This window comes from Bradyrhizobium sp. F1.13.3, from assembly GCF_040548265.1.
Classification (GTDB): Bacteria; Pseudomonadota; Alphaproteobacteria; order Rhizobiales; family Xanthobacteraceae; genus Bradyrhizobium.
Window position 1 is genome coordinate 374,759 of sequence record NZ_JBEPRI010000006.1, and the last position, 25,217, is coordinate 399,975.

Genomic DNA, 25,217 nt, shown 5'->3' on the forward strand with positions numbered 1-25,217 from the left:
CATTCGCGACGGTCAGGGTTGCGATCGATCGCATTGCGAACGCGCAGATGCGCCCTGGTTAACAGACGGTTAAAGGCGAGTCGTATCTTGATCACCGCGGAAGAAATTCTCGAATTGCCCGCCGCATCGCGCGTCGTTCCGGCGGCGCGTCTCCCGCTGCAAGTCGGCTCAGCCACATCGGTGTCTGTCGTCATCCCGGCCAAGAATGTTGCGGCCTATGTCGGTGAAACCCTCGCCAGCGCACTGGCGCAAGCCGAGGTCACCGAAGTGATCGTCGTGGACGACGGCTCGACCGACGGCACCACCGCCATCGTCCGTGCCATTCGTGACCCGCGACTGCGCCTGATGACCAACGGCGCGACGGGCGTATCGGCCGCGCGCAATCTCGGCGCGCAGCATGCGAACGGCCAATGGCTACTCTTCCTCGATGCCGACGATCGCCTGCGGCCCGGCGCGGTCGCGGCGCTGCTGGCGGCCGCGCGTGTCGCGCCGCGCGCGGTTCTCGTCTACGGCGACTACAACACGATCGACAGCGAGGGGCGGCAGATCGGCCGTCGGGATCTGCTGAAAGGGCGCCGCAAGCCGTCCGGCGACGTGCTGGCGCGGCTGGCGGCCGGCAACTTCATCGTCAATGGCGGCATTGCGCTCGCACGTGCAGAGGCCTTCCGCGCTATCGGCGGCTTCGACGTCTCGCTCAGATATTGCGAGGACTGGCACTGCTGGTGCCGCCTTGCCGCGATCGGCGAGTTCGAATTTGCGCCGAACCTTCTGCTCGACTACCGCCTGCACACGGCCAATACCATGAACGCGGCGGTGCGGACGCCACAGGATTTCTTTCCGGCGATCGCGCGGGTGTTCGACGACGGGCTGATCATGGCGCGACTGCCCGCGGGCATGGCAGCCGGGCTGCGCCAGGCCGCCGAAGTTCATCTCGTCACATATTCGGCGATGCAAGCGGTCCGCTTCGGCAGATATCGCCAAGCCTTCGCCTATCTCGGGATGGTCGGGCGCCGCTCGCTCAAATCGTTGCCGCGCTCCGCGGTCAGGGTTGCCCTCGCCTGCTTTGGTATTTAGCCCGCCGCCTCGGCGTCAGGACACGATCTTCGAGGCCTCATAGGGTTTCGGCTCCACGCCGAACGCGGCGAACAACGAGCCGAGCGCGACCATCACGGGATGCATCGCGACGACGGCCTTCGATGAGTTCAGCAGAGTGGCCGCGCGCACCAACGACAGCGGCAACCTCCCGAGCACCTGCGCAAACACCCACACTCGCGCCGCCGTGCCCTGCGCGGCCTTGGACTGCACACGATAATTGATCGCGCCGATGCGCAGGCCTCGCTTCACGATCCAGCCGAAACCGGTCCGGCTTTGCGGCACCGTCTCGGTGATGACAGCCTCCGCCGTCCAGTGGAACGTCATGCCGGCATCGCGGCAGCGCACGAAGAAATCGCAGTCGCCGCCCCCGAGGAAGTTGAAGCGCGGATCGAAAGCGGGCCGGGCGAACCTCTCGAACGCCGCACGCGTGATCAGGCAATTGCCGCAGCCATAGATCAGGGGCACCGCGCCGCTGTAATCATAGGCGGGACAGAAAACGGGGTGACGCGAAAGCCACGGCATGCTGTCGTCCTCGAAGACCGGCAGCACCGGCCCGCCGACCACATCGGCGCCGGTGGCCTCCGCGGTGCGAACCATCAGCTCGAGCCAATCGGGCGAAGCGATCTCGTCGTCGTCGATCATCAGAAAACGGGTCGCGGCGGGGAACAGCGCCAGCGCCGTCTCGAACGCGGCGTTGATCGCCTGGACGTTGCCTTGCCGTTTCTCGACCAGGCAGACGCCCTGAAGCCTGCCATCGGCGAGATATTCCGCGGCCACCGGCGCGCTTTCGCGCCGTACCGTATCGTTCTCGACCATGACGACGGCGAAGGAGCGCGGGGTGCGCTGGCTGGCGAGCGAGTCCAGTGTCAACCGCAGATGCTGCGGGCGGCGGAAGCAGGGGATGCAGACGACGATACCAACCGACAGGTCGATAATCCGGGAGCTGGCCGCGATCTCCCGGTTGGGATCGCGCACGGCATCCGAGATACGCGTGGCGGACAGGTCTGTCGGGATCAATGTCATGACGTTCTAGATGTGCGAGATAGATTGAAAAAGCCCTGCTTCGATCCCGGGGATCAGCGCCGTCCCGCGACGGCACATCGCCGCGGGACAGGCACGTCCCAAAATGAACGGCCGGTTGGAGCCTCGCGACGGCGGCACGCCGCCGATTTTCTGCCATCCATGCACTTAACTGCTTTCGGCTGTTTCTGCTGCGAAACCTTGCGCGCGTGATACTGCAATTCGCGGTCCACCGCGCCGATGGCGGCTGGCGCGGACGATGCCGTAGTTAACGCACATGCCCATTAACCCGATCGTAAGCACCGTGACGGGTGAAGCGTCGCGGCATCGGATTTGCTCTACGGCTACACGAGATTTTTCCTGTAAATTTAAGTCGAACAAGCGCGGTCAGAAAAAAAATATGAACAAGCCAGCCACGATCGATTTCGCGACAGCCACGGCGGTCCAGATTCCCGCGGCCATCGCCCACACTCAGGCGCTGCACGATCTCGTCCCCGGTGAAGCCCGCGACAGTCTGCTCGCCGTCCACGACGTACTGCGCCGCGAACTGCCGCAGGGCCAGCTCGCCACCTATGAAGCCGGAGGCGGCTCGTGCAGCGTACTGCCACCGGAATTGCTGAGTCGAAGCAAGGTCACCGTCGTCGACATCGACGAGGACCAGGTTCGCAACAACAGCTACGCGGACGAAGCGATCCTCGGCGACGTCCAGACCTACCGCTTCGGGCGCGAGACCTTCGATCTGGTGATCTGCTACAACGTGATCGAACATCTTCCCAACGTCGACGCCGCACTCCTGAATTTCCGCGATGCGCTCAAGCGCGGCGGGATGATCCTGATCGGCGCGCCAAATCCGCGCTCGTTGTCCGGGGTCGTCACCAAATACTCGCCGCACTGGTTCCACGTCTGGTTCTACCGGCACATTCGAGGCATCAAGAACGCCGGCTTGCCGGGCGAGCCGCCGTTCCCGACCTTCTTCCATCCCCTGGTGTCGCTGCCGAGGCTCGAAGTGTTCGCCGCCGCCAATGGCCTCGAGATGATCTACCGCCGTGAGGTCGAGAGCCCGCGCTATCCCGAGATGCGCCGGCGCAAGCCGCTGTTCGCAGCCCTGGTCGACGCCGGCGCCGCCGTGCTCAACGCCGTGCTCCCGCGCGGGACCGACGTCCGCCGCGGCGATTATCACGTCATCATGCGGAAAAGCTGACAGCCATGGTGCGCGTACGGCCGATCGCAAGACCAGCGAAGCCTCGCGGCCACGACGCACGCGGTAACGAACCGTTAAGCTCTGAAGGACCTCACCGCACGCGCCACGGCGATGCGTCGAAGAGTGGCATGCGCTTAAACGCTTTGTTTGCCATTTCGGTGAATAGTCCCTCAATGAGTATGGTTAATTTTCCCTGTTGCGTTGAGTGGGCACCTATATCCGAGGTGCGTGGCCTAGAGCGAAGAGTACCCCTCAGCACGCGGCACTTGGAATGAAAGCTGGGGATCATGCTTGACTATAACCAGCCGATAGACCGGGTCAGACCGGAGGCCCCGCAGCAGCGGCCTCAGGCCGGCTTCAACGTGCTGGAGCTCGTCAATCTGCTCTGGCGGCGGAAGATCGCGATTGCCGTTGCCGCGCTGCTCGGTGCGACGCTTGCCGTCACCGTGGGCAAGAGCCTGACGCCCCGCTACACCGCCACCGCCCAGCTCTATGTCGACCCGCGCGAGCTTCAGCTCGTCGATCGCGAGCTAACGCCCCGCGCGCAGGACGTATCCGGCATGTCGATGGTGGTCGAGAGCCAGGCGCGCCTGATCACCTCCAACAGCGTGCTGCTGCAGGTGATCCAGCAGGCTGATCTGGACAAGGATCCCGAATTCGGCGGCGGGGCCGACGGCAAAGGCGTGATGTCGTCGCTGCTCGGCCTGATCGGCCTTCAGCCCCACGCGCCCTCCGCCGCTGAGAAGAGGGAAGTGCAGCTCGCCGCCCTCGAGGCGCTGAACCGGCACATCACGATCCGCAAGACCGAGAAGAGCTTCATCGTCGACATCGAGGTCTGGTCGACCGATCCCGCGAAAGCGGCGATGCTCGCCAACACGCTGACCAGCGCCTACCTCGCGGAATCCCGCAACTCGCAGGCTTCGGCCGCGCGGCGCGCCACCAACGATCTCTCCGGCCGCCTGAAGGAGCTGCGCGAGCGGCTGCGCAGCGCCGAGACCGTGCTCGCGACCTACAAGGCTCAAAACAACTTCGTCGGTACCCAGGATGCGCTGATCAGCGACCAGCAGCTTTCCGCCAGCAACCAGCGGCTTTCCGCCGCCCGCGCCGCGACGATGGACGCGCAGGCGCGCCTCGACCAGATCGAGGCGAGCCGACGCACGACGGCAGATGCAGGCGCGAACTCCGAGGCGCTGCAATCTCCGACCATCGCGAACCTGCGCGCGCAATATGCCGACGCGCGCAAGAAATATGCGGAGCAGGCCGGCGAACTCGGCCCGCGTCATCCGGCGCTGCGCCAGACCGAGAAGCAGGTCGAGGATCTCAAGCGCACCATCAACGAAGAAATCGACCGCTTCGCCCAGTCCGCCAAGAACGATTTGACGCGCGCCCGCGACTTCGAAGCCTCGCTCAGCCGGGCACTGGAGGCGCAGAAGCGGCAGAGCGTCCAGCTCAGCCAGGCCGCCGTGCGCTTGCGCGAGCTCGAACGCGAAGCCGATGCCAGCCGTGACGTCTATCAATCCTTCCTCAAGCGCTCGCGCGAGACCGAGGAACAGGAGACGCTGAACACCTCGGCGGCCCGAATCATCGGCGAAGCGACGGTGCCGCAGCGGCGCTCGTTCCCGCCGGCGATGAGCCTGTTCGCCATGATCGGTTTCATCTTCGGCGCAATCGCTGCATCGAGCTGGTTCGTCGCGGCCGAACTGCTGTTCGCCAGTGCCTTCGCGCCGGCACCGGCGCCGGCCCGTCCCAATCGCACTCCGTTGCCGCAAGCTCCGCGAACTCCAGCGCCTTCGCGGGCGCCGGAGACTGTCCGGCCCCAGCCGGTCCCGCGCGCTCCGGAAGTCGCGGAGGCGCTACCGGAACTCGCCGCCCCGCCGCTGCAACCTTCGATGATCGAGAAGCCCCTGATCGAAAAGCCGCTGATCGCGCGCCTCCAGGAGGCCGACGTCATCCACACGCTCGGCGCCATTCTCGCCACCGGCGGGGGCATCGACCTCACCCGGCTGGGCTGGCCGACGCTGCGCCCCGGCTTTCCACTGACGACGCTGCTCAACGCCTGGCGCGACATGCGCGCTACGGCGGCCCGGCGCGCCGGCGGCAAGACAATGCCTGTTATCGCGCTCGTCGGTGCCAGCGAGACCACCGGGCGCAGCGTGACCGCGCTGAATTTCGCGCTCGCGGCCGCGCGCGACGGCGCCCGGGTGCTGATGATCGATGCCGACCATCAGGCGCATTCGCTCTCGAACAAGGTCAACCGTCCCGGCAAGAGCGAGCCGAGCAAGGTCGGATGGCTTTCGATCGGCAGCAAGGCCGCGCGCGAGATCAAGACCCTCAACGGCATCTCGGTGTTGCCGGCCGCCGAACGCGACGCAGGCAAAGCCGCCGACGCCATCCGCAAGGCCATCGAGCAGGCGCGCTCCGCCGGCGGCTATGACCTCGTCGTCCTCGACGGCCCCGCGGCGCCACTCACGGCCGGCAGCCGTAAGCTGCTCGATGATGCCGACGCGCTGGTGGCGGTGCTGCCGACCAGCCTCGACATCAACGACGGCCTGGAAGAGATATTGAGCACGCTCGGCCGTGCCGAGCGCAAGCTCATCGGCGTCGTGCTCGACGAACTCACCCCTATGGCCCAAGCTCGCCAACGAGGCAAACAGTATGCTTGAGCGCCGCATCAATCTCGATGGCCGGGCCGCAACCGCCGACGTACCGCGGATCACCATCGGCGGCCTTCGCATGGCCGCACTCGACCTGGAAGCGACCGCAGATTTCATGATCGAGGCGACCGATCCGCGCCATCGCATCGGCCGTCCGCTGCACCTGACCTCGGCCAATGGCGAGGTGCTGGCGCGGTGCTCGACTGAACCGGAGACCGAGCGCCTGTTCCGAGGCGCGGACCTCATCAACGCCGATGGCCAGCCGCTGGTCGCAGCGTCCAGGCTGCAATCCTGGTTTCCGCTGCCCGAGCGCGTCGCCACGACGGACCTGTTTCACGTCGTCGCGCGCAAGGCTGAAGCGGTCGGCCGCACGTTCTATATGTTCGGCGCCAGCGAGGACGAGAACGCCGCCGCGGTCGAGAACGTCCGGAAGATGTATCCAAACCTCAAGATCGTCGGCCACAGCCACGGTTATCTCCGTGGCGATGCGCTGCGTGCTAAGGTCGACGAGATCAACGCGCTAGCGCCGGATTATCTCTGGGTTGCGCTGGGCGTGCCAAACGAGCAGGCGTTCGTCGAGGAATTCACCCCGCATCTCACCAATGTCGGCGTCATCAAGACATCCGGCGGCTTGTTCAACTTCTTGTCGGGTAGCCGCTCGCGCGCGCCGCGATGGATGCAGAAGATCGGGCTGGAATGGGCCTGGCGCACCTTGCTCGAGCCCCGCCGCCTGTTCTGGCGCTATTTGACCACCAACCCTCGCGCCATCTATCTGCTGTTCAGCCGCAATCGGCCCTTCAATCGCTGAGTAGACAACGACATAGCCGCCGACGGTTACCAGCCCCGCCTGCGCTATTTCAATGCCAGCGCCGCCGGTATTGCGCCTTGCGGGCCGGGCTCATAAGCGGCTAAAGAGACTGTCACAGTCGGCGTCGGCAACTTTCCCGGCCGCCGCATGTTTTTTTATGGCCGCCGACACAAGCGGCGCAATGGGCTCAGCCGATAGCGCGAGCCAGCTTTTCTCAGCGAAGGCCACGATCGAGTCCGCGCATCGGCCTGCTTTCAGGCGCGACCCAAGGGAGCACGGAACGAATGCATCAGGCCGCAAGCCTGCAATTCGAGCGCATGATGGACGAGCTCGTCCTCTGGCATGCCGTGCCGGAGGACGAACGATCGCCGGCGCCGGCCTGGTGGTGGGGTCCGGCAATGGCGGTGTTCGACACGCATGAGCCGATGCGCCAGGCCTGGTGTCGTGAGCTCGGCCTTGGCGAGGGCTCGAGCTTCGCCGAAGGAGCGCATGTCCTTATCACGCTCTTCGCCGAACAAACCTCGCTTCCCTGGCCGGATCATTTTCCACGCAAGGCAGAGATCAGGGGCGAGGACATCCGCGAGCTGCACCCGCAGCCCTCAGACGACAGCGCTTTTCAAGCGTAGCGCCGCGGCCTCGGTGGCGACATGGTCCGGCTCCGGCTGGAGCGGCGGCGCGACCGGCACCTCCATCGGCCGCAGCAGCTCGGCCATCTCCCGCGCCGGCACGGGCTTGGAGATCAGGAAGCCCTGCATCTCGTCGCAGCCATGGGCGCGCAGGAACGCCTCCTGTTCGGCGTTCTCGACGCCTTCCGCCACCACGGTCATGCCGAGCGCCTTGCCCATGCTGATGATCGCCTGCGCGATCGCCTGATCCTCCGCGTCCTGTGGCAAGTCGCGCACGAAGGAGCGGTCGATCTTGATGGTGTCGATCGGGAAATGCTTCATCAGCGACATCGACGAATAGCCCGTCCCGAAATCGTCAATCGCCAAGCGAATGCCGCGGCTCTGGATGGCGTCGAGCACCTTGAGCGCGCGCCCGACGTTGCGCATCATCATGCTCTCAGTGACCTCCAACTGGAGCAGCACGGGTGACATGCCGCTGGCGGCCAGCGCCTCATCGACGTCCTGCAACAGATGCTCGTCGACAAACTGTCGCGGTGACAGGTTGACCGCCATCGACACCGGCAACAGGCCGCGGCGCTGCCAGGCCATGGCCTGCGCGCAGGCCTCCTTCACCACCCAGCGGCCGATCGGCACGATCAATCCGGTCTCTTCCGCAAGCGGAATGAACTGCGCCGGCGAGATGCTGCCGAGATCGGGGTGCGTCCAGCGCAGCAGGGCTTCCACGCCCGTGATCTGGCCGGTCTCCATGTCCACCTTGGGCTGGTAGTTCAAAGTGAATTGATCGCGCTCCAGCGCCCGGCGCAGCGCGCTCTCCAGCGACAGCCGCTCGATCGACTGCGTCTTCACTTCTTTGGAGAAGAAGCGGTAGCCGTTCTTGCCGTCCTCCTTGGCGAGATACATCGCCATATCGGCGTTCTTGGTCAGCGTCTGTGCGTCGGAGCCGTTGGTTGGATACATCGCGATGCCGATCGAGGCCGTGGTGTGGCACTCATGCCCCGCTAGCTCCATGGGTTCGGCAAGCGCCGTCAACAGCTCGTTCGCGATGCGCTGCACGTTATCGATCTCGCCACATTGATCGAGGATCACAACGAACTCGTCTCCGCCGAGCCGCGCCACCACGTCGCTTGCCCGCAGCGCACCACGCAGCCGGTTGGCCACTTCGAGCAGGAGCAGATCGCCAGCCTCGTGGCCCAGCGAATCGTTGATGACCTTGAAACGGTCGAGGTCGATGAACAGCACCGCAAAGCGGTGATCGTGGCGCTGCGCTTCGTCGATCGCCTCATGCAGCAGCGCGTTGAAGGTCTCGCGGTTCGGCAGGTCGGTCAGGCTGTCGTGCGAAGCGAGGTATTCGATCCGCTCGTCGGCCTCGTTTTTCTCGTCGGCCCGGTCGAAATTCTCCATCGCGAAGGAGACGTTGTCGGCGAGGCGCTGCAACAGCTCAACGAACTCGGCCGTGAAGGTGCCCGGCTCAGTGGACATATAGATCATGACGCCGACGGCCTGATCGTGCGCGACGAGCGGAAAAGCCGCGCCCGACCGCGCGCCGTCGTTGCGGACAATGGCATGGAAGGCGCGAACGCGATCGTCGTTGAGATAGTCGTTGCTGATGCAGGGCTGGCGGGTGCGGAACGCCGTGCCGCTCATTCCGCGCCCCTCGGGACGGTCGGGGTCGATTGACAGGCGGACATTGCGCGTGGTGTCAGACGATGGTCCGGCGCTCGACACGATCTCCAGCTGGTCGCTGTCGGCCCTCGACAGTGCAATAGTGGTCGATGTGAATTTTGCGCCATTCGAGGCGGCAAGGCAGACGAGGTCGAACAGTTCGGCGCGCGACTTCGCCCGCATGATCGCTTCGTTGGTGGCGCTCAGAGACGCAAACATGCGCGTCAGGCGTTCCTTCTGCGCCTCGGTACGGGCCTTCTCCTCGGCACGATCGAAATTGTCGAGGGCGAAAGAGACGTTTTCAGCCAGGCGTCCGAGCAGTTCGACCAGATCGGGTGTGAACGTATTCTCTTCAGGTGCGAGGAAAAGCAGGATGCCAATCGGCTCCTGGCCGGCCCGCAGCAGTGGGAAGCTGGCAGCAGCACGGGTTCCATCCTCGATCGCCTTGGAATGCCAGTGCATCGATCGCGGATCGTTCTGATAGTCGTTAATGACACTGGCCCGGTGGGTCCGCAGCGACATCCCTATGATTCCCTGGCCCTCAGGATGGTCGGCGGAAACACCGCAGGTGCGTCCCACCATTCGTTCCTGAAGGCGTCCCTTCACGGCGACCACCCGGACGAGTTCACGTTTGTCGTCCATAATGGCGATTGTCGCAGAGGCGAACACGCCGCCGAGCACCGCGGCTTGGCACGCGACCTCGAACAGCTCCTCGCGCGTCTTGGCGCGCATGATGGCTTCGTTGGTCGCGCTCAGCGCCTCGAACATGCCACTCAGGCGGTCACGCTGCTTGTCGGCCCGCGCTTTTTCGTCGGCCCGATCGAAGTTCTCCAGCGCAAAGGCGACGTTGGCTTGGAGCTTGCGCAGCAGCTCGACGAACTCGTCCGTGAAAGTGCCGAGCTCGCGCGAGTTGAACAGGAATACCCCTTCGACCCTGTCGCCGTTGAACAGCGGCAGCGCGGTTGACGACGCAATGCCATTGCGACGCGCGCTCGCGTGCCAAGGCTCGAGGCGCGCGTCTGCCAGGATGTCGTTGCTGATGCAGGCCTGCCGCGTCCGGAACGCAGTGCCGGTCAGCCCACGTCCCTCCGGCACCTTGTCGCTGACCGGCAATCTGAAGGTTCGTACCTCAGCGGCGTTCGGACCAAAAGATGCGACAACGCGAAGCAGTCCCGCGTCGCCGTCGAGCAACGCGATCGAGGTCGAGGCGAACTTCGCGCCCTGCACCGTGGCTTCGCAAACCAGATCAAACAGTTCGCTGCGGGACCTTGCCCGCAGAATGGCCTCGTTCGTCGCGCTTAGCGCCGCGTACATGCGCGCCAGCCGTTCCTCCTCCAGGGCGATCTGAGCCTTCTCCTTGTCGCGGTCAAAGTTCTCGAGCGCAAAGCATACGGCTTCGGTCATGCGCAGCAACAGTGCGACGATGCCTTCGTCTTTCGCCCAGGCTTTGCTCACGAAGAAAAACAGCACGCCGATGCTGGTGCCACGCTTGATCAAGGGAGCAGCCACGCAGGCGACAGCGCCGGCATTGACGTTGGCCTGCTCCCAGGTCGTCCCCTTGGTACGATTGAGGAGGTCGTCCTCGACGATCGTTTTCTGGGTCCGGAACACCTCACCGGAGATGCCCTTGCCGTAGGGACTCTCCGGATCGATCGAGTAGCGCGACTGTCTGATCAGATCCAGATTATGTCCGGTCGCTGCCACCGGCGTCAGCCATTCGGAATCCGGCTCGTGCAGCAGAACGAAAGTGCCAAGCGATTTGCCGCTATACACAGCGGCGTCGCAGACCCGCTGATATAAGTCTTGCTCAGTGCTGGCGTGCAGGATTGCTTCATTCGTCGCAGTGAGGGCGCCGAACATGCGGTTGAGCCGCCGCACTGCCCGCTCACCATCCAGGCGCGCTGTCTCGCGCGCGAAATTCTCCAGCGCATGTGAGATATTGCTCGACATCCGCTCGAACAGCGAGACCATCGCCTCGTCGAGCGTGCCTGCCCCCGAGCGCGTCACATACAACACCCCGATACTGCGACCGCCGCAGATCAGGGGAAGCGCCGCGGCTGCGCCGACGCCCGCCCCGGCCGCGCCCTCGCGCCACGCGAGCGAGCGAGGATCGTTCAGGTAATCGTTGCTGATGCAGATCCCCTGGCTACGAAAGGCTTCGCCGCCGACGCCCGATCCCTCCGGCGTGCCGGCCACCGTGGTGATCTTGATCGCACGCAGCCGCGAAACGTCGTCACCGCAGCCGGCCGCAAACCGCAGCCGCGGGCCATCCGGCTCCGCCAGGAAGACGGCGACGGCCATGAAGTCCCCACTCGAAAAGCCGGCGTCGCAGACCTTCTGGTACAGCTCGTCCGGCGATTTCGCGTAAAGGATGGCTTCGTTGATGTCGCTCAACGCTGCAAGTGTGCGCGCGAGGGTCCCCTGCACGATCTCAACTCCCCGGCATTTCTGCCATTTTATCCCGGGTAGCTTATGAGCCGATCGCCTAAGTGGGGGTTATTGGTTCCCGCAAACCGTCGATCAAAGTGAACGAGCTGCAAACAACCGGCGCGAAATCCCGCTGTACGGGATGGCGGTTTTGACCACAGACGCGTTCTGTTTACGAATTTGCAGCCCTGTATTGGTTTACGGGAGATTGATATCGCAGCCGCGCTTTGAGACCATGGCTCCAACAAGCAGCCTGTTAAGGGCACCAGCCGGGGAAACGCCATGCCGATCGTCCAGGCCGACCGCCTCACGCGCATCAGCGCCGCGCTGCTTCGTGCTGCCGGAGCTTCCGAGGAAGAGGCCGACGCGGTGCGCAAGCGGCTGCGTCAACGCCAATCTCGCCGGCCACGACTCCCACGGCGTGATCGCCGTTCCCACCTATATCGACCGCATCAGGGCCGGCCACATCGTACCCGGCGCCAAATGGAGCATCGTCCGGGAATCGCCGACGACCACCGTGATCGACGGTCAGTGGGGTTTTGGCTTCCACGTCAACGCCAAGGCGATGGCACTGACGATCGAGAAAGCGAAGACGGCGAATGTCGCCGCCTGCACCGTGTTCCGGCAAAGCCATGTCGGCCGCCTCGCCGCCTATCCGCTGATGGCGATGCGCGAAGGCATGATCGGGATCGCAACGGCGGATTCTGGCCGCTCGCCGAAGCACGTGGCGCCGTTCGGCGGCAAGGAGGCACGGCTCGGCACCAATCCGATCTCGATAGCGGTGCCGTCCGATCTCGATGCGCCCTTCTACCTGGACATGGCGACCTCTGCGGTCGCGGCCGGCAAGATCCAGCTCGCGGTCGCCCGCGACGAGGAGATTCCGAGGGGATGGATCATCGATGCCGAAGGACGACACACCACCGATCCGACCCAATACCGCAAGGGCGGCGCGCTGCTGCCGCTAGGCGGAACCGAGGGTTACAAGGGCAGCGGTCTCGCCGCTATGGTCGAGGTCCTGTGCGGCCTGCTCACCGGCCTCGGTTTCGGCGTCGAGCCCACGGGCCGGCACAATGACGGCTGTTTCATGGCCGTGTTCAACGTCGCCGCGTTTCGCCCGCTGCAGGACTTCAAGCGCGAGGTCGCCGAGTTCGCACGCTATCTCAAATCGACCCCGCCCTCCGAGGGCAGCAATGGCGTGTTCTATCCCGGCGAGATCGAGGGCGTGCGCGAGCAGCAGCGCCTGCGCGACGGCATCGAGATCGAGGATGCGACCTGGGAAAGGCTGCGCGCGCTGGCGCGCGAGTACAGGCTCGATACGGTCCTCGACCTCGCCTGACGCAATTCGGAGAACAGCAGCATGACGCGGCAGATGATACTGGTCGGCTTCCTTCAGGCCCAGAACTGCACGAATTTACCGAGCTCGTGGCGACATCCGGACTCGCGCGACGATTCGATGTCGGCGGATTATTATCAGGAGATCGCCAAAATCCTCGAAGCCGGCAAGTTCCATATGGCCTTCTTCGACGACCGGCTCGCGATGCCGGACCGCTACGGCAACGATCACGCCCATACCGTCGAATACGGCATCCGTTGCGTGAAGATGGACCCGCTGATCGTGCTGACCACGATGGGCATGGTTACAGAGAAGCTCGGGTTGGGGGCGACCGGCTCGACGACTTATTTCGAACCTTTCGACATCGCCCGCCGCTTCGCAACGCTCGACCTAATGTCCGGCGGACGCGCCGGGTGGAACGTCGTCACCTCGCTCAACGACGGCGAGGCACACAACATGGGGCGCGACTCTCATCCCGAACATGATTCCCGCTACGACAAGGCCGACGAATTCATGGAGATCGTGCTCGGCCATTGGGACACCTGGGAAGACGGCGCGCTCATCATGGACAAGACCAGCGGCCGCTTCGCCGATCCGGCCAAAGTAAAGCGGCTCGATCACAAGGGCTCATTCTACAAGTCGCGCGGTCCCTTCACGGTGCCGCGCTCCGACCAGGGCCATCCCGTGATCATCCAGGCCGGCGCGTCCGGCCGCGGCCAGCGCTTTGCAGGACGATGGGGCGAGGTGATCTTCACCGCTGCACGCCATCTCGCCGCCGCCAAGGAAGGCTATGCGTCGGTGCGTAACGAGGCCGCGAAAGCCGGCCGCGATCCGGAGGCGATGTTCCTCTGCAACCTGACGACACCCGTGTGCGCAGCGACCAAAGCCGAGGCCGAAGACAAGATGGCGCTGATCAACAAGCTGCCGCTGCAGATCGATGCGCTGTCGCTGCTGGCCGAAGCGCTCAACTACGACTTCGCTTCCAAGGATCTCGACGAGCCGCTGACGACGGAAGAGTTGAAGAGCATGCAGGGCATTCTGGGCATCCGGGACGGCGTGCTCAAGAACTCCGGCAAGAGCAATCCGAGCACGCGCGACTTCGTCACCTTTTCCGGCCGCGGTCAGGTCCAGGATGCGATGGTCGGGGGCCCCAAGGAGATCGCGGACAAGCTCGAAGAAATGTTCGTCGAGCGCGGCTGCGACGGCTTTGTCATCGCCGCGACCTATGTGCCCGGCTCCTATGCCGATTTCGTGCAACATATCGTCCCGGAATTGCAGCGCCGCGGATTGTTTCAGAAGGAATATCGCGGCAAGACGCTGCGGGAAAATCTCGGGCTCAAGCGGCCGGCTGCCGGCGACTGGAAAGTGCACCCGTACGATACCGCGGAATAACAACGGAGACACGGCATGCGCTGGCTGAAATTCACCGCCGCGGACAAGACGTCCTGGGGAATCGTCGAGGGCGACCAGGTTATTGCGGTCGACGGCGATCCCTTCGGCGAATGGCAACGCACCTCGCGCACGCATCCGCTGTCGCAGGTTAGAATCGAGCTGCCGCTGATTCCGCGCACCTTCTACTGCGTCGGTCTGAACTATCTGAAGCACCTGAAGGAGGCCGCCGACAAGCGGGGCGAGGTGCCGGCAGTGCCGGACAGACCCGAGATCGGTTATCGCGCCCAGAATGCGCTGATCGCACATGACGAGGAGGTCATGATCCCGTCCTTTGCGACGGACAAGATCCACTACGAAGGTGAACTCGTCGTCGTCATCGGCAAGAAGGTCAAGCATCTCACCAAACAGAAAGCCATGGATTGCGTCTTCGGCTACACCATCGGCAACGACGTCAGCGAGCGGAGCTGGCAGAAGGCCGACCGCAGCCTGTGGCGCTCGAAGAACGCCGACACGTTCAAGCCGATGGGCCCATGGATCGAGACCGAGGCCGATCTCGCCAAAATGCAGACGATCGTCCGGGTCAACGGCAAGGAGACCAACCGCTTTCACACCAACGACATGATCTTCGGCGTGGTGCCGTTCCTGGTCGAGCTGACCAAATACTTTACGTTATGGCCCGGCGACGTGATCTGGATGGGAACGGATGGTGCCTCGCCTGACATCAAGCACGGCGATGTCGTGGAGATCGACATCACCGGCATCGGGACGCTGCGGAACAGGTTCGTGCGCGAGGAGCGGTAACAGAGATGTCGTAGGGTGGGCAAAGGCGCGCTTGCGCCGTGCCCACCAGCTTTCCGCGACCGCAAACGAAGTGGTGGGCACGCTTCGCTTGCCCACCCTACGGAAGCCAGCGCCTCTCAAAACGGCAGCGCCACGCCGGTCTTGATCTCCTTCAGCACGACATTGCTTCTCACATAGCGAATGCCGGGAATGCGGAACATGAAGTGGTCGAGGAATCTGTTGTAGGCCGCCAGGTCCTGCACGACGACGCGCAAATGGTAATCGGCATCTCCTGTCGTCGCAAAGCACTCCAGCACCTCACGTCGCGTAGTCACCCGCGCGACGAACTCGTCGACGAATTTTGCGTCGTGCCGTTCCAGCGAGACGTGGAGGATCGCGGACATCGCAAAGCCGGCCTGCTCGCGCGCGACCAGGGCTGCGTAGCCCTGGATGGCACCGCTCTCCTCCAGCGCTCGCACCCGGCGCCAGCACGCCGAGGTCGACATGCCGACCGCGTCGGCGAGCTGCTGGTTGGTGGCGCGGCCGTCCTTTTGAAGGTAGGCGAGGATCCGCGCGTCCTGATCTTCGATCATGAAAATCACCGAAATGGATTAATTTACCTCGCTGTAGATCATATTGGATATCTCTACCATAATAAGCGCACCATCCGGAAAGAAAGGTAAGACCTACCACTTGCCCAGGCTTACCCTTCTCCCATCCGGCAAGGATGCCGTGGGGAGGTCCGCATGGACACCATTCCGTCTCTCGATCCTTACGAGCTTTCCGACCGCTACGATCGCGAAGAAGGTCGCGTCTTCCTCACCGGCACGCAGGCCATCGTCCGCATCGCGCTCGACCAGGTGCGGCGCGACCGTGCCGCGGGGCTGAACACGGCGGGCTTCATCTCAGGCTATCGCGGCTCGCCGCTCGGCGGGATCGACCTCGAACTGTGGCGCATCCAGGAGCGACTGAAGCGGGACCGCATCGAATTCCTCCCCGCAGTGAACGAAGATCTTGCCGCGACTGCGGTGCTCGGCTCACAACAGGTCGAGACGCAAGCCGACCGCGAGGTCGATGGCGTGTTCGGTCTCTGGTATGGCAAGGGTCCCGGCGTCGATCGCTCCGGCGATGCGCTGAAACACGGCAATGCCTACGGCTCGTCACCGCATGGCGGCGTTCTGGTGGTCGCTGGCGACGACCATGGCTGCGTCTCGTCCTCGATGCCGCACCAGTCCGACGTCGCTTTCATGAGCTGGTTCATGCCGACGCTCCACCCCGCAAGCGTCAGCGAATATCTCGAATTCGGTGAATATGGCTACGCGCTGAGCCGCTTCACCGGCATGTGGGTCGGCTTCAAGGCGATCTCGGAGATCGTGGAATCCGGCGCCTCCGTCGCGCTGCGCCCGCTACGCGCCTTCCATACGCCGGACTTCACGCCGCCACCCGGCGGCCTGCACTATCGCTGGCCCGATCTGCCGGGGCCGCAGATCGAGGAGCGGCTGGAGGCGAAGAAGCATGCGGTCTACGCCTTCGCAAAGGCCAATCCGATCGACCGTCACATCTACGACATCCCGGACGCCACCTACGGCATCGTCACCACGGGCAAAGCGCATCTCGATCTGATGGAAGCGCTGCGGCTGATGGGTCTCGACGAAGCAGCCTGCCGCAGCATCGGCATCGACATCTACAAGGTCGGCATGGTCTGGCCGCTGGCGCTGCACGACGCAATGGCGTTCGTGAAGGGCAAGCGCGAGATCCTCGTAGTCGAGGAGAAGCGCGGCATCATGGAAAGCCAGTTCAAGGAATATTTTTACGATTTTCCGGGCGAAAAACCCGAGCGCATGGTGGGCAAGCACGACGAGACCGGCGCGCGGCTGATCTCCTGGATCGGCGAATTGTCACCGCGCGCGCTCGCTGGGGTGCTCGCACGCCGACTCGATCCGATGTTCCCAAGCCTCAATCTCGGCGCACGCGCAGCCGGCTTGATGCCTGAGGCCGCGCGCACGATCAACGTCAGCGGTGCGACGCGCACGCCGTATTTCTGCTCCGGATGCCCGCACAACATTTCGACCAAAGTGCCGGAGGGGTCGAAGGCGCTGGCCGGCATCGGCTGTCATTTCATGGCGAGCTGGATGGACCGCGAGACCTCGTCGCTGATCCAGATGGGCGGTGAAGGCGTGAACTGGGCCGCCTCGTCACGCTTCACCGGCAACAAGCACGTTTTCCAGAATCTCGGCGAAGGCACCTATTACCATTCGGGTTCGATGGCGATCCGGCAGTCGATCGCGGCCAAAGCCAACATCACCTATAAGATCCTGTTCAACGATGCCGTCGCGATGACCGGCGGCCAACCCGTCGACGGCCCGATCAGTGTCCACGCCATCGCGCACAGCGTCCGCGCCGAGGGCGTCGCGCGCATCGCGCTGGTGTCGGACGATCCAGCGCAATTTTCGCCAGGCGATCTTCCGGTCGGCGTGTCCATCCATCGGCGCGAAGAGATGGACAGTGCGCAGCGCGAGCTGCGCGATATCCCCGGCGTCTCGGTGCTGATCTATCAGCAGACCTGTGCGACAGAGAAACGGCGTCGCCGTAAGCGTGGACAGATGGCTGACCCCAAACGCTTCGCCTATATCAACGATCTCGTCTGCGAGGGCTGCGGCGACTGCTCGGTCGAATCCAACTGCCTCAGCGTCGAGCCCAAGGAGACACCCTTCGGCCGGAAGCGGCGGATCAACCTCTCATCCTGCAACAAGGACTTCTCCTGCCTCAACGGGTTCTGCCCGAGCTTCGTCACCGTTGAAGGCGCGACGCGCCGGAAGAAGGGCGCAAGCCGGATTGACGCGGTCGGCCACGCGGCCACGCTTCCCCTGCCCGCGCCCGCAACGCTCGACCGGCCATATGACCTGCTCGTCACCGGCGTCGGCGGCACCGGCGTGATCACTGTCGGCGCGCTGATCGGCATGGCGGCGCATCTCGAGCGAAACGGCGTCTCGGTGCTGGATTTTACCGGCTTTGCGCAGAAATTCGGGCCGGTGCTGAGCTACATCCGGCTGGCCGCATCCCCCGATGCATTACACCAGGTCCGGGTCGACCAGGGTGCGGCCGATGCGCTTATCGGTTGCGACCTCGTCGTCAGCTCCTCGCCGAAGGCGTCCGGCACCTATCGAAAAGGCACGCGCGCCGCGGTCAACACCGCCGAGATGCCGACCGGCGACGTCGTCCGTTTCCGCGACGCCGACCTCGCCTCACCCGCCCGCCTGCGCGCGATCGGCCAGGTGATCGGCGACGGCAATCTCGACACCATCAACGCCAACGCGCTGGCCGAGCGCCTGCTCGGCGATGCCGTCTATGCCAACATCGTCATGCTGGGTTTTGCCTGGCAGCGCGGGCTGTTGCCGATCTCGCTGTCGGCGCTGTTGCGCGCGATCGAGCTCAACGGAGTCGCGGTCGAAAGCAACAAGCAAGCCTTTGCCTGGGGCCGGGTCGCGGCCGCCGATCCGGACTTCTTGCCCAAGGTGCATGAAGCGCCCAAGGCCGAGACGCTCGACCAACTGATTGACCGCCGCGCCGACTTCCTCACGGCCTATCAGAACGATGCCTATGCAGCGCGCTATCGAGCACTCATTGCAAATGTTCGGCATGCCGAAGCCAACCTGAATAGCGAGGCATTGACCGAGGCGGTCGCACGCGCCCTGTTCAAGCTGATGGCCTACAAGGACGAGTACGAGGTGGCGCGGCTGCACATGCAGAGTGGTTTCCTCGACGAATTGAAAGGCGAATTCGAAGGCGAATTCAGCGTCCGATATCACCTCGCCCCACCGTTCCTGCCCTCAAGGCGCGACGACCGCGGTCGTCCGCGCAAACGCAGCTTTGGGCAGTGGATCCAGATGCCGCTGGCCATGCTGGCGCGATTGAAGGGATTGCGCGGCACGCCGTTCGATCCGTTCGGCTACACGGCGGAACGGCGCGCCGAGCGGGAACTGATCACCTGGTACGATGGCGTCATCGAGCGGCTGCTCGGCGGGCTCGACGCGGCGCATCTGCCAAGTCTGGTCGCCATTGCAAAAACGCCGACGGAGATCCGCGGCTACGGGCCGGTTAAGGACGCCGCGATCGGGAAGGTGAAGGCCGAGGTCGAACGGCTGTTCGCCGAGCTCGACGCCCCATCACCTGCAAAGATGCAAGCCTACGGTTGACGGAGCGCCGACGAGGCTTCAGCCTCTGGAGCCGAAGGCGCGCCCTGATGGCGCTCCTGCAACCGGGTGACGCCTCATGGATTTCGACCAGTTGACCCTGACCCAGGCTGTGGCCGACCTCCGCGCCGGAAAAATCACCAGCACCGCGCTCACGACGGAAGCTCTCGCCCGTGCCAAGGCCAATGCCGATCTGAATGCTTTCGTCATCCTGCACGAGGCCGGCGCCCTGAAGGCTGCGGCCGCATTCGACGCGAACGACAACAAGTACAAGCCGCTCGGCGGCGTTCCCATCGTGATCAAGGACAATATCGAGGTCGCGGGGCTCCCCTGCAGCGCAGGAACGCCAGCGCTGAAACATTACGTTCCGAGGGCCGACGCGCCGGTGGTCACAAAGTTGCGCGCGGCGGGCGCGGTCATCATCGGCAAGACCAGCATGCACGAGCTCGCCTTCGGCATCTCCGGCTACAACACCGCGTTCAAGACCGGCGCGGAGTTCGGCGTGCGCAACGCCTATGACCGTGCCCTGATCGCGGGCGGCTCTTCCTCCGGAACGGGCGCCGCGATCGGCGCGCGGATCGTCGCGGGCGGTCTCGGCACCGACACTGGCGGATCGGTCAGGGTGCCGGCTGCGCTGAACGGATGCGCGTCGCTGCGCCCGACCATCGGCCGCTATCCGCAAGCTGGCATTGTGCCGATTTCGCACACCCGCGACACCGCGGGCCCGATGGCCGCGACCATGGCGGATGTCGAACTGCTCGACCGCATCATTGCGGGTGGCGAAGCCAATCAGCCAGCCGATCTGAAGCAGATGCGCATCGGCATCGTGCGGTCGATGCTGATCAATCTCGATACCGACACCGATGCCGCGTTCCAGGCGGCGGTCGCGAAACTGAAAGCGCAGGGCGTCACGGTGGTCGAGATCGAAATGCCGCATTTGGCCGAACTCAACGGCCAAATCGGCTTTCCCGTCGCGTTGTACGAGGCCTATGACGACATGGTGGCCTATCTCGCGCACACCGGCACCGGCATCACCATCGACGCACTGGCGCGGGAGATCGCGAGCCCCGACGTCAAGGGCACCTATGACGGCCTCGTGATCCCGCGCAAGCTGCCTGGTCCAGACAATACGCTGGTCGACGCCGCGCCGATCTATGACGCTGCCGTCAGGACCGCGCGCCCCGCCATGCAGGCGCTCTACAGCAGGACTTTCGCCGACAACCGGCTCGATGCCATCGCCTTCCCGACCACGCCGCGCGTGGCGATTGCTTCCAATCCCGACTCCAGCAGCCTCGAAAATTTCGGCCTGTTCATCCAGAACACCGATCCCGGCAGCAATGGCGGAATTCCCGGAATCCAGATCCCGATTGCGCTCGGCGCGGTCAGCAAACTTCCGATCGGGCTCGAACTGGATGGCCCCGCGAGCAGCGATCGCCGCCTGCTTGCGCTCGGCATGGCTCTTGAAAAAGTATTCGGCCGGCTGCCGGCGCCACCCCGATCATGAATAGGGATTGATCAGCTTCTGCTGCTCGGCGCTGTGATGCACGAGCACGTCGATGAAGGTCCTGACCTTCGCCGACAGATGATGCCGGTGCGGATAAACCGCGTTCATCGACATCTCGACGCGGAGTATTGGCTCGCCCGCCTTTCGCGGGCGAGGACACCGGGTGTGTGCTTAAACCGCCGTCGCCTTGGCGAACTCCACGTAGATCTCGCGCAACCGCGCGGCAAGCGGGCCGGGCTTGCCATCGCCGATCTTCTTGCCGTCGATCGCAACCACCGGCTGGACGAACAGCGACGCCGAGGTGGCAAAGGCTTCCTTGGCGGCGAGCGCCTCGGCGACCGTGAAGGAACGCTCCTCGACGCGGAGCTGACGCTCTTCCGCCAGCGCCACCACCGCCTTGCGGGTGCAGCCCGGCAGGATCGCGTTGGAGTTCTTGCGGGTCACGATGACGTCGTCCTTGGTGAGAATGAACGCCGAGGACGAGCCGCCTTCGGTGACGTAGCCGTCCTCCAGCATCCAGGCTTCGCCCGCACCCGCTTCGGCCGCGGCCTGCTTCGCGAGCACCTGCGCCAGCAATGCCACGCTCTTGATGTCACGCCGCTCCCAACGGATGTCAGGCACGGTGATCACGTTGATACCGCTCTTGGCCGAGGCGGCGTTGATGATGTCCTTCTCCGACGTGAACATCACCAGGCTCGACTTGACGTCGCCCTTGGGGAAAGCGAAGTCGCGGCCCTTGTCGGCGCCGCGGGTGACCTGGAGATAGACGAGGCCGTTCTCGACCTTGTTGCGCGCGATCAGCTCCTTCTGGAGCTCGGTGATACGCTCGACCGTCTCGGGCAGCTTCAGCTGGATCTCGCCGACCGAGCGCTCAAGCCGCGCCAGATGCGAGGCATTGTCGACCAGCTTGCCGTCGAGCACGGCCGAGACCTCATAGATGCCGTCGGCAAACAGGAAGCCGCGATCGAGGACCGAAATTTTGGCGTCCGAAAGCGGGACGAATGAGCCGTTGACATAGGCGATCGGATCCAAGGCAGGTCTCCTGGGGGAAAAGGGATTTTGTGCGCTTATACGCCAGTTGCCGCGGCCGATCACCCCTCTATTCGTCATTCCGGGGCGTCGCGAAGCGACGAGCTTTGATACGCAATTGCGCATCTGAGAATCCATAGCCACCAGTCTGGGATATGGATTCAGGGCCCGCGCCAAGAGGCGCGCGTCCCGGAATGACGACAGGGTTAATGCGACAGGATCTTCGACAAGAACTTCTGCGCGCGGTCGCTGCGGGGCTTGCCGAAGAAATCGTCCTTCGGGGCGTCCTCGACGATCTCGCCCCGATCCATGAAGATCACGCGGTTGGCAACCTTGCGGGCAAAGCCCATCTCGTGGGTGACGACCATCATGGTCATGCCCTCATGGGCGAGGTCCACCATGACGTCGAGCACCTCGCTCACCATTTCGGGGTCGAGCGCCGAGGTCGGCTCGTCAAACAGCATGACAATGGGGTCCATTGCGAGCGCGCGAGCGATCGCCACCCGCTGCTGCTGGCCACCGGACAGGTTCGCGGGATACTTTTGCGCCTGTTCCTTCAGGCCGACGCGCTCCAGCAGCTGCATGCCTTTCACCATCGCCTTGTCGCGCGACCGGTCGAGCACCTTCTGCTGTGCGAGGCAGAGATTGTCGATGATCTTCAGATGCGGAAACAGCTCGAAGTGTTGAAACACCATGCCGACACGCGAGCGCAGCTTGGGCAGATTGGTCTTGGGATCGTTGACCTTGGTGCCATCGACGCTGATGTCGCCTTTCTGGAACGGCTCCAGCGCATTGACGCATTTGATCAGCGTCGACTTGCCTGATCCCGACGGGCCGCAGACCACGACCACCTCGCCCTTGGAGACGCTCGTGGTGCAGTCGGTCAGCACCTGGAAGCTCGGGCTGTACCATTTGTCGACGTGGCTGATCTCGATCATGACAGACTCTATCGAATGATGGCGATGCGCGCCTGCAGGCGGCGAACGCCGAAGGACGCGACACAGGAAATGGTGAAGTAGACGATTGCTGCGAACAGATACATTTCGACCAGACGGCCGTCGCGCTGTGCGACCTTGCTTGCCGCACCGAGGAAATCGGTGATCGACAGCACGTAGACCAGTGAGGTGTCCTGGAACAGCACGATGGTCTGCGTGATCAGGACCGGCAGCATGTTGCGGAAGGCCTGCGGCAACACAACGTAGCGCATGGTCTGGGCGTAGGTCAGGCCAAGCGCGTTGGCTGCGGCCGGTTGGCCGCGCGAGATCGACTGGATGCCGGCACGCATGATCTCGGAAAAGTACGCGGCCTCGAACATGATGAAGGTGATGAGCGAGGATGCGAACGCGCCGACGCTGATCGGGCGCGACGCGCCGGTCACCCACTGCCCGATATAAGGCACCAGGAAGTAGAACCAGAAGATCACCAGCACCAGCGGCAGCGAGCGCATGAAGTCGACATAGACGCCCGCGATGCGGCCTAGCACCTTGTAGCCGGACAGCCGCATCAGCGCGATCGCCGTGCCGAAGACAAGGCCGCCGAGTGCAGCAAGCCCGGTCAGCATCAGCGTGAACGTCATGCCCTCATAGAATAGATAGGGCAGCGTGCGGATGATGACCCCGAAATCAAAATTGCTGAACATGGCGCTATTTCCCCGTGATGTAGCCGGGGATCGCGACGTAGCGCTCGAGGAAGCGCATCGCGGTCACGACGACGGCGTTGACGAGGAGATAGAGAAGGGTCGCGGCGGTGAAGGCCTCGAACACCTGGAACGAGAATTCCTGCATGGAGCGCGCTTGTCCGGTCAGCTCAAGCAAACCGATGGTGATGGCCACAGCCGTGTTCTTGATGGTGTTGAGGAACTCGGACGTCAGCGGCGGCAGGATGATGCGGAACGCCATCGGCAGCAAGATGTAGCGATAAGCCTGCAGGGTCGTCAGGCCGAGCGCGGTCGCCGCCATCTTCTGCCCGCGCGGGAGCGATCCGATGCCGGCCTGCAATTGCACGGCGACGCGCGCCGACATGAAGAAGCCGATGCCGATCGCCGCCGTCCAGAACGGCGCATTCGGCAGTTGCTTCAACCACAATCCCGCGGACCTTGGCAACACTTCCGGCAGCACGAAAAACCACAGGAAGAGCTGCACCAGCAGCGGCATATTGCGGAAGAACTCGACATAGGCAAAGCCGAACCAGTTCGCGCCCTTGGACGGCAGCGTGCGCATCACGCCGACGATCGAGCCCATGATCAGCGCGATGATCCAGGCGAGCGCACCCGTCTTGAGGGTCAGCACCAGGCCCGACAACAGCATGTCGAGATAGGTGCCGGTCCCCATCGGGTTCGGCTCGAAGAAAATTCCCCAGTTCCAGTGGTAGTTCACGTGTCCCCCGCGCGAACGCGCCAGTCATGGATGTCCTGGCGCCTATGCAAATGTCCGGCCACTCTCCCTCCAGAATGGCTGGAATATGCTGCCTCTCCCCGCAAGCGGGGAGAGGCGAACAACTCAGCTTACTTATAGTCGTCCGGGTTTGGCGAGTCCGAAGGTTTCGCGAACTCGTTCTTCAGCTCGGCCGAGATCGGGGTGTTGAGGTTAAGCCCCTTCGGCGGAATCTTCTGGGTGAACCACTTCTCGTAGATCTTCTGGCCTTCGCCGGAGGTGTAGAGCGCGGCGGTCGCCGCATCGACCACCTTCTTGAACGGCGCGTCGTCCTTGCGCAGCATGATGCCGTAGGGCTCAGGCTTGGAGAACGCGTCCTTGGAGATGACGTAGTCGTCGGGCGACTTCGAGCCGGCCACGAGGCTCGCGAGCAGGATGTCGTCCATCACGAAGGCGACGGCGCGGTCGGTCTCGACCATCAGGAAGGATTCGGCGTGGTCCTTGGCCGGGATGATGTTGGCGCCGAGGCTTTTCGCAACATTGGCTTCGGTGAGCTGCTTGATGTTGGTGGTGCCGGCGGTCGAGACCACCGTCTTGCCCTTGAGATCGTCGATCGACTTCAGGCCGCTCGACTTCTTGAAGACGTAGCGGCTGGCAGTCAGGTAATGGGTGTTGGTGAAGGCGACCTGCTTCTGGCGCTCGGCGTTGTTGGTGGTCGAACCGCATTCGAGGTCGATGGTGCCGTTCGCCATCAGCGGAATACGCGTCGCCGAGGTTACCGGGTTGAGCTTGACCTCGAGCTTGTCGAGCTTGAGCTCCTTCTTCACGGCGTCGACGATCTTGTAGCAGATGTCCATCGCGAACCCGATGGGCTTCTGGTTGTCGTCGAGATATGAGAACGGGATCGAGGAGTCGCGGAAGCCGAGCGTAATGGCGCCGGTGTCCTTGATGTTCTTGAGCGTGCCGGTCAGCTCCTGGGCCCCGGCCTGGCCGACGGCGAAGGTCGCGGCGAGCGCGAGGCCGATGCTACGGAAATGTTTCACTTTTTGGTCCCCTTTCAGGATGATGCCGGCGGGATGCAAGCACAAATTGGGTTGGAATAGAATGTGACTTTTGGCTGG

At 63.8% G+C, this 25,217-nt stretch carries 18 protein-coding genes and 1 pseudogene; 10 read left to right on the plus strand and 9 right to left on the minus strand.

From position 1 onward, the window contains the following. Nucleotides 1-87: 87 nt before the first annotated feature. The gene (locus tag ABIB66_RS19310) at nucleotides 88-1,074 is read left to right on the plus strand and encodes a glycosyltransferase (RefSeq protein WP_354255227.1); all 987 of its coding nucleotides are present in this window, start codon (nucleotides 88-90) and stop codon (nucleotides 1,072-1,074) included. A gap of 15 nt (nucleotides 1,075-1,089) precedes the next feature. Here the strand turns inward: ABIB66_RS19310 and ABIB66_RS19315 are convergent, their stop codons facing one another. Then, nucleotides 1,090-2,118: a glycosyltransferase family 2 protein gene (locus tag ABIB66_RS19315; protein ID WP_354208279.1), complete on the minus strand. Its 1,029-nt coding sequence runs from the start codon at nucleotides 2,116-2,118 to the stop codon at nucleotides 1,090-1,092. A gap of 397 nt (nucleotides 2,119-2,515) precedes the next feature. On the opposite strand from ABIB66_RS19315, the gene ABIB66_RS19320 reads away from it, so the two are divergent. From ABIB66_RS19320 to ABIB66_RS19335, 4 genes are all read left to right on the plus strand, one after another. Beyond that, a complete protein-coding gene (locus tag ABIB66_RS19320) occupies nucleotides 2,516-3,316 on the plus strand; it encodes a class I SAM-dependent methyltransferase (protein WP_354208280.1) in 801 nt (266 codons plus the stop codon). A gap of 287 nt (nucleotides 3,317-3,603) precedes the next feature. Beyond that, the gene (locus tag ABIB66_RS19325; protein ID WP_354208281.1) at nucleotides 3,604-5,979 is read left to right on the plus strand and encodes an exopolysaccharide transport family protein; all 2,376 of its coding nucleotides are present in this window, start codon (nucleotides 3,604-3,606) and stop codon (nucleotides 5,977-5,979) included. Beyond that, a complete protein-coding gene (locus tag ABIB66_RS19330) occupies nucleotides 5,972-6,778 on the plus strand; it encodes a WecB/TagA/CpsF family glycosyltransferase (protein WP_354208282.1) in 807 nt (268 codons plus the stop codon). Before ABIB66_RS19325 ends, ABIB66_RS19330 begins: the two co-directional genes overlap by 8 nt. A gap of 284 nt (nucleotides 6,779-7,062) precedes the next feature. Next, on the plus strand, nucleotides 7,063-7,404 hold the full coding sequence (locus ABIB66_RS19335; protein WP_354208283.1) for a hypothetical protein: 342 nt from the start codon (nucleotides 7,063-7,065) through the stop codon (nucleotides 7,402-7,404). Here ABIB66_RS19335 and ABIB66_RS19340 read toward each other — a convergent pair. After that, nucleotides 7,378-11,493 (minus strand): bifunctional diguanylate cyclase/phosphodiesterase, encoded by a 4,116-nt coding sequence (locus tag ABIB66_RS19340; protein WP_354208284.1) that lies wholly within the window; start codon nucleotides 11,491-11,493, stop codon nucleotides 7,378-7,380. The two genes, ABIB66_RS19335 and ABIB66_RS19340, sit on opposite strands and share 27 nt — an antisense overlap. Nucleotides 11,494-11,728: 235 nt before the next feature. Between ABIB66_RS19340 and ABIB66_RS19345 the strand changes: the two genes are divergently transcribed. The 3 genes from ABIB66_RS19345 to ABIB66_RS19355 are packed head-to-tail and all read left to right on the plus strand — an operon-like array spanning nucleotide 11,729 to nucleotide 15,019. Continuing rightward, entirely contained in the window at nucleotides 11,729-12,829 is a 1,101-nt protein-coding gene (locus ABIB66_RS19345; protein ID WP_502918327.1) for an Ldh family oxidoreductase, read from the plus strand. 21 nt (nucleotides 12,830-12,850) lie between these two features. After that, complete coding sequence (locus tag ABIB66_RS19350) at nucleotides 12,851-14,218, plus strand: LLM class flavin-dependent oxidoreductase (RefSeq protein ID WP_354208286.1); 1,368 nt, start codon at nucleotides 12,851-12,853, stop codon at nucleotides 14,216-14,218. Nucleotides 14,219-14,233: 15 nt separating this feature from the next. Continuing rightward, a complete protein-coding gene (locus ABIB66_RS19355; protein ID WP_354208287.1) occupies nucleotides 14,234-15,019 on the plus strand; it encodes a fumarylacetoacetate hydrolase family protein in 786 nt (261 codons plus the stop codon). Nucleotides 15,020-15,135: 116 nt separating this feature from the next. On the opposite strand, the gene ABIB66_RS19360 is transcribed toward ABIB66_RS19355, so the two are convergent. Continuing rightward, nucleotides 15,136-15,591 carry an Lrp/AsnC family transcriptional regulator gene (locus ABIB66_RS19360; RefSeq protein WP_354208288.1) on the minus strand — a complete coding sequence of 152 codons (456 nt, stop codon included), beginning with the start codon at nucleotides 15,589-15,591 and terminating at the stop codon, nucleotides 15,136-15,138. A 153-nt stretch (nucleotides 15,592-15,744) separates the two neighbouring features. Here ABIB66_RS19360 and ABIB66_RS19365 point away from each other — a divergent pair, with 153 nt between their 5' ends. Further along, nucleotides 15,745-19,194, plus strand: a complete 3,450-nt coding sequence (locus tag ABIB66_RS19365) for an indolepyruvate ferredoxin oxidoreductase family protein (protein ID WP_354255231.1) — start codon at nucleotides 15,745-15,747, stop codon at nucleotides 19,192-19,194. A 76-nt stretch (nucleotides 19,195-19,270) separates the two neighbouring features. Beyond that, the gene (gene iaaH / locus ABIB66_RS19370; protein ID WP_354208290.1) at nucleotides 19,271-20,695 is read left to right on the plus strand and encodes an indoleacetamide hydrolase; all 1,425 of its coding nucleotides are present in this window, start codon (nucleotides 19,271-19,273) and stop codon (nucleotides 20,693-20,695) included. On the opposite strand, the pseudogene ABIB66_RS19375 reads toward iaaH, so the two are convergent. The 6 genes and pseudogenes from ABIB66_RS19375 to ABIB66_RS19400 all read right to left on the minus strand — a co-directional run. Continuing rightward, nucleotides 20,690-20,815 (minus strand): annotated as a pseudogene (locus ABIB66_RS19375) (LysR family transcriptional regulator); the annotation flags it as partial. The gene iaaH and the pseudogene ABIB66_RS19375 sit on opposite strands and share 6 nt — an antisense overlap. 51 nt (nucleotides 20,816-20,866) lie before the next feature. Continuing rightward, nucleotides 20,867-21,727 (minus strand): D-amino-acid transaminase, encoded by an 861-nt coding sequence (locus ABIB66_RS19380; RefSeq protein ID WP_354255234.1) that lies wholly within the window; start codon nucleotides 21,725-21,727, stop codon nucleotides 20,867-20,869. A 203-nt stretch (nucleotides 21,728-21,930) separates the two neighbouring features. Then, the gene (locus ABIB66_RS19385; protein WP_275171051.1) at nucleotides 21,931-22,662 is read right to left on the minus strand and encodes an amino acid ABC transporter ATP-binding protein; all 732 of its coding nucleotides are present in this window, start codon (nucleotides 22,660-22,662) and stop codon (nucleotides 21,931-21,933) included. A gap of 8 nt (nucleotides 22,663-22,670) precedes the next feature. Continuing rightward, nucleotides 22,671-23,363 (minus strand): amino acid ABC transporter permease, encoded by a 693-nt coding sequence (locus ABIB66_RS19390; RefSeq protein ID WP_275171050.1) that lies wholly within the window; start codon nucleotides 23,361-23,363, stop codon nucleotides 22,671-22,673. A gap of 4 nt (nucleotides 23,364-23,367) precedes the next feature. After that, entirely contained in the window at nucleotides 23,368-24,099 is a 732-nt protein-coding gene (locus tag ABIB66_RS19395; protein WP_354061372.1) for an amino acid ABC transporter permease, read from the minus strand. A 128-nt stretch (nucleotides 24,100-24,227) separates the two neighbouring features. Beyond that, entirely contained in the window at nucleotides 24,228-25,139 is a 912-nt protein-coding gene (locus ABIB66_RS19400; RefSeq protein WP_275171048.1) for an amino acid ABC transporter substrate-binding protein, read from the minus strand. Nucleotides 25,140-25,217: the final 78 nt, after the last annotated feature.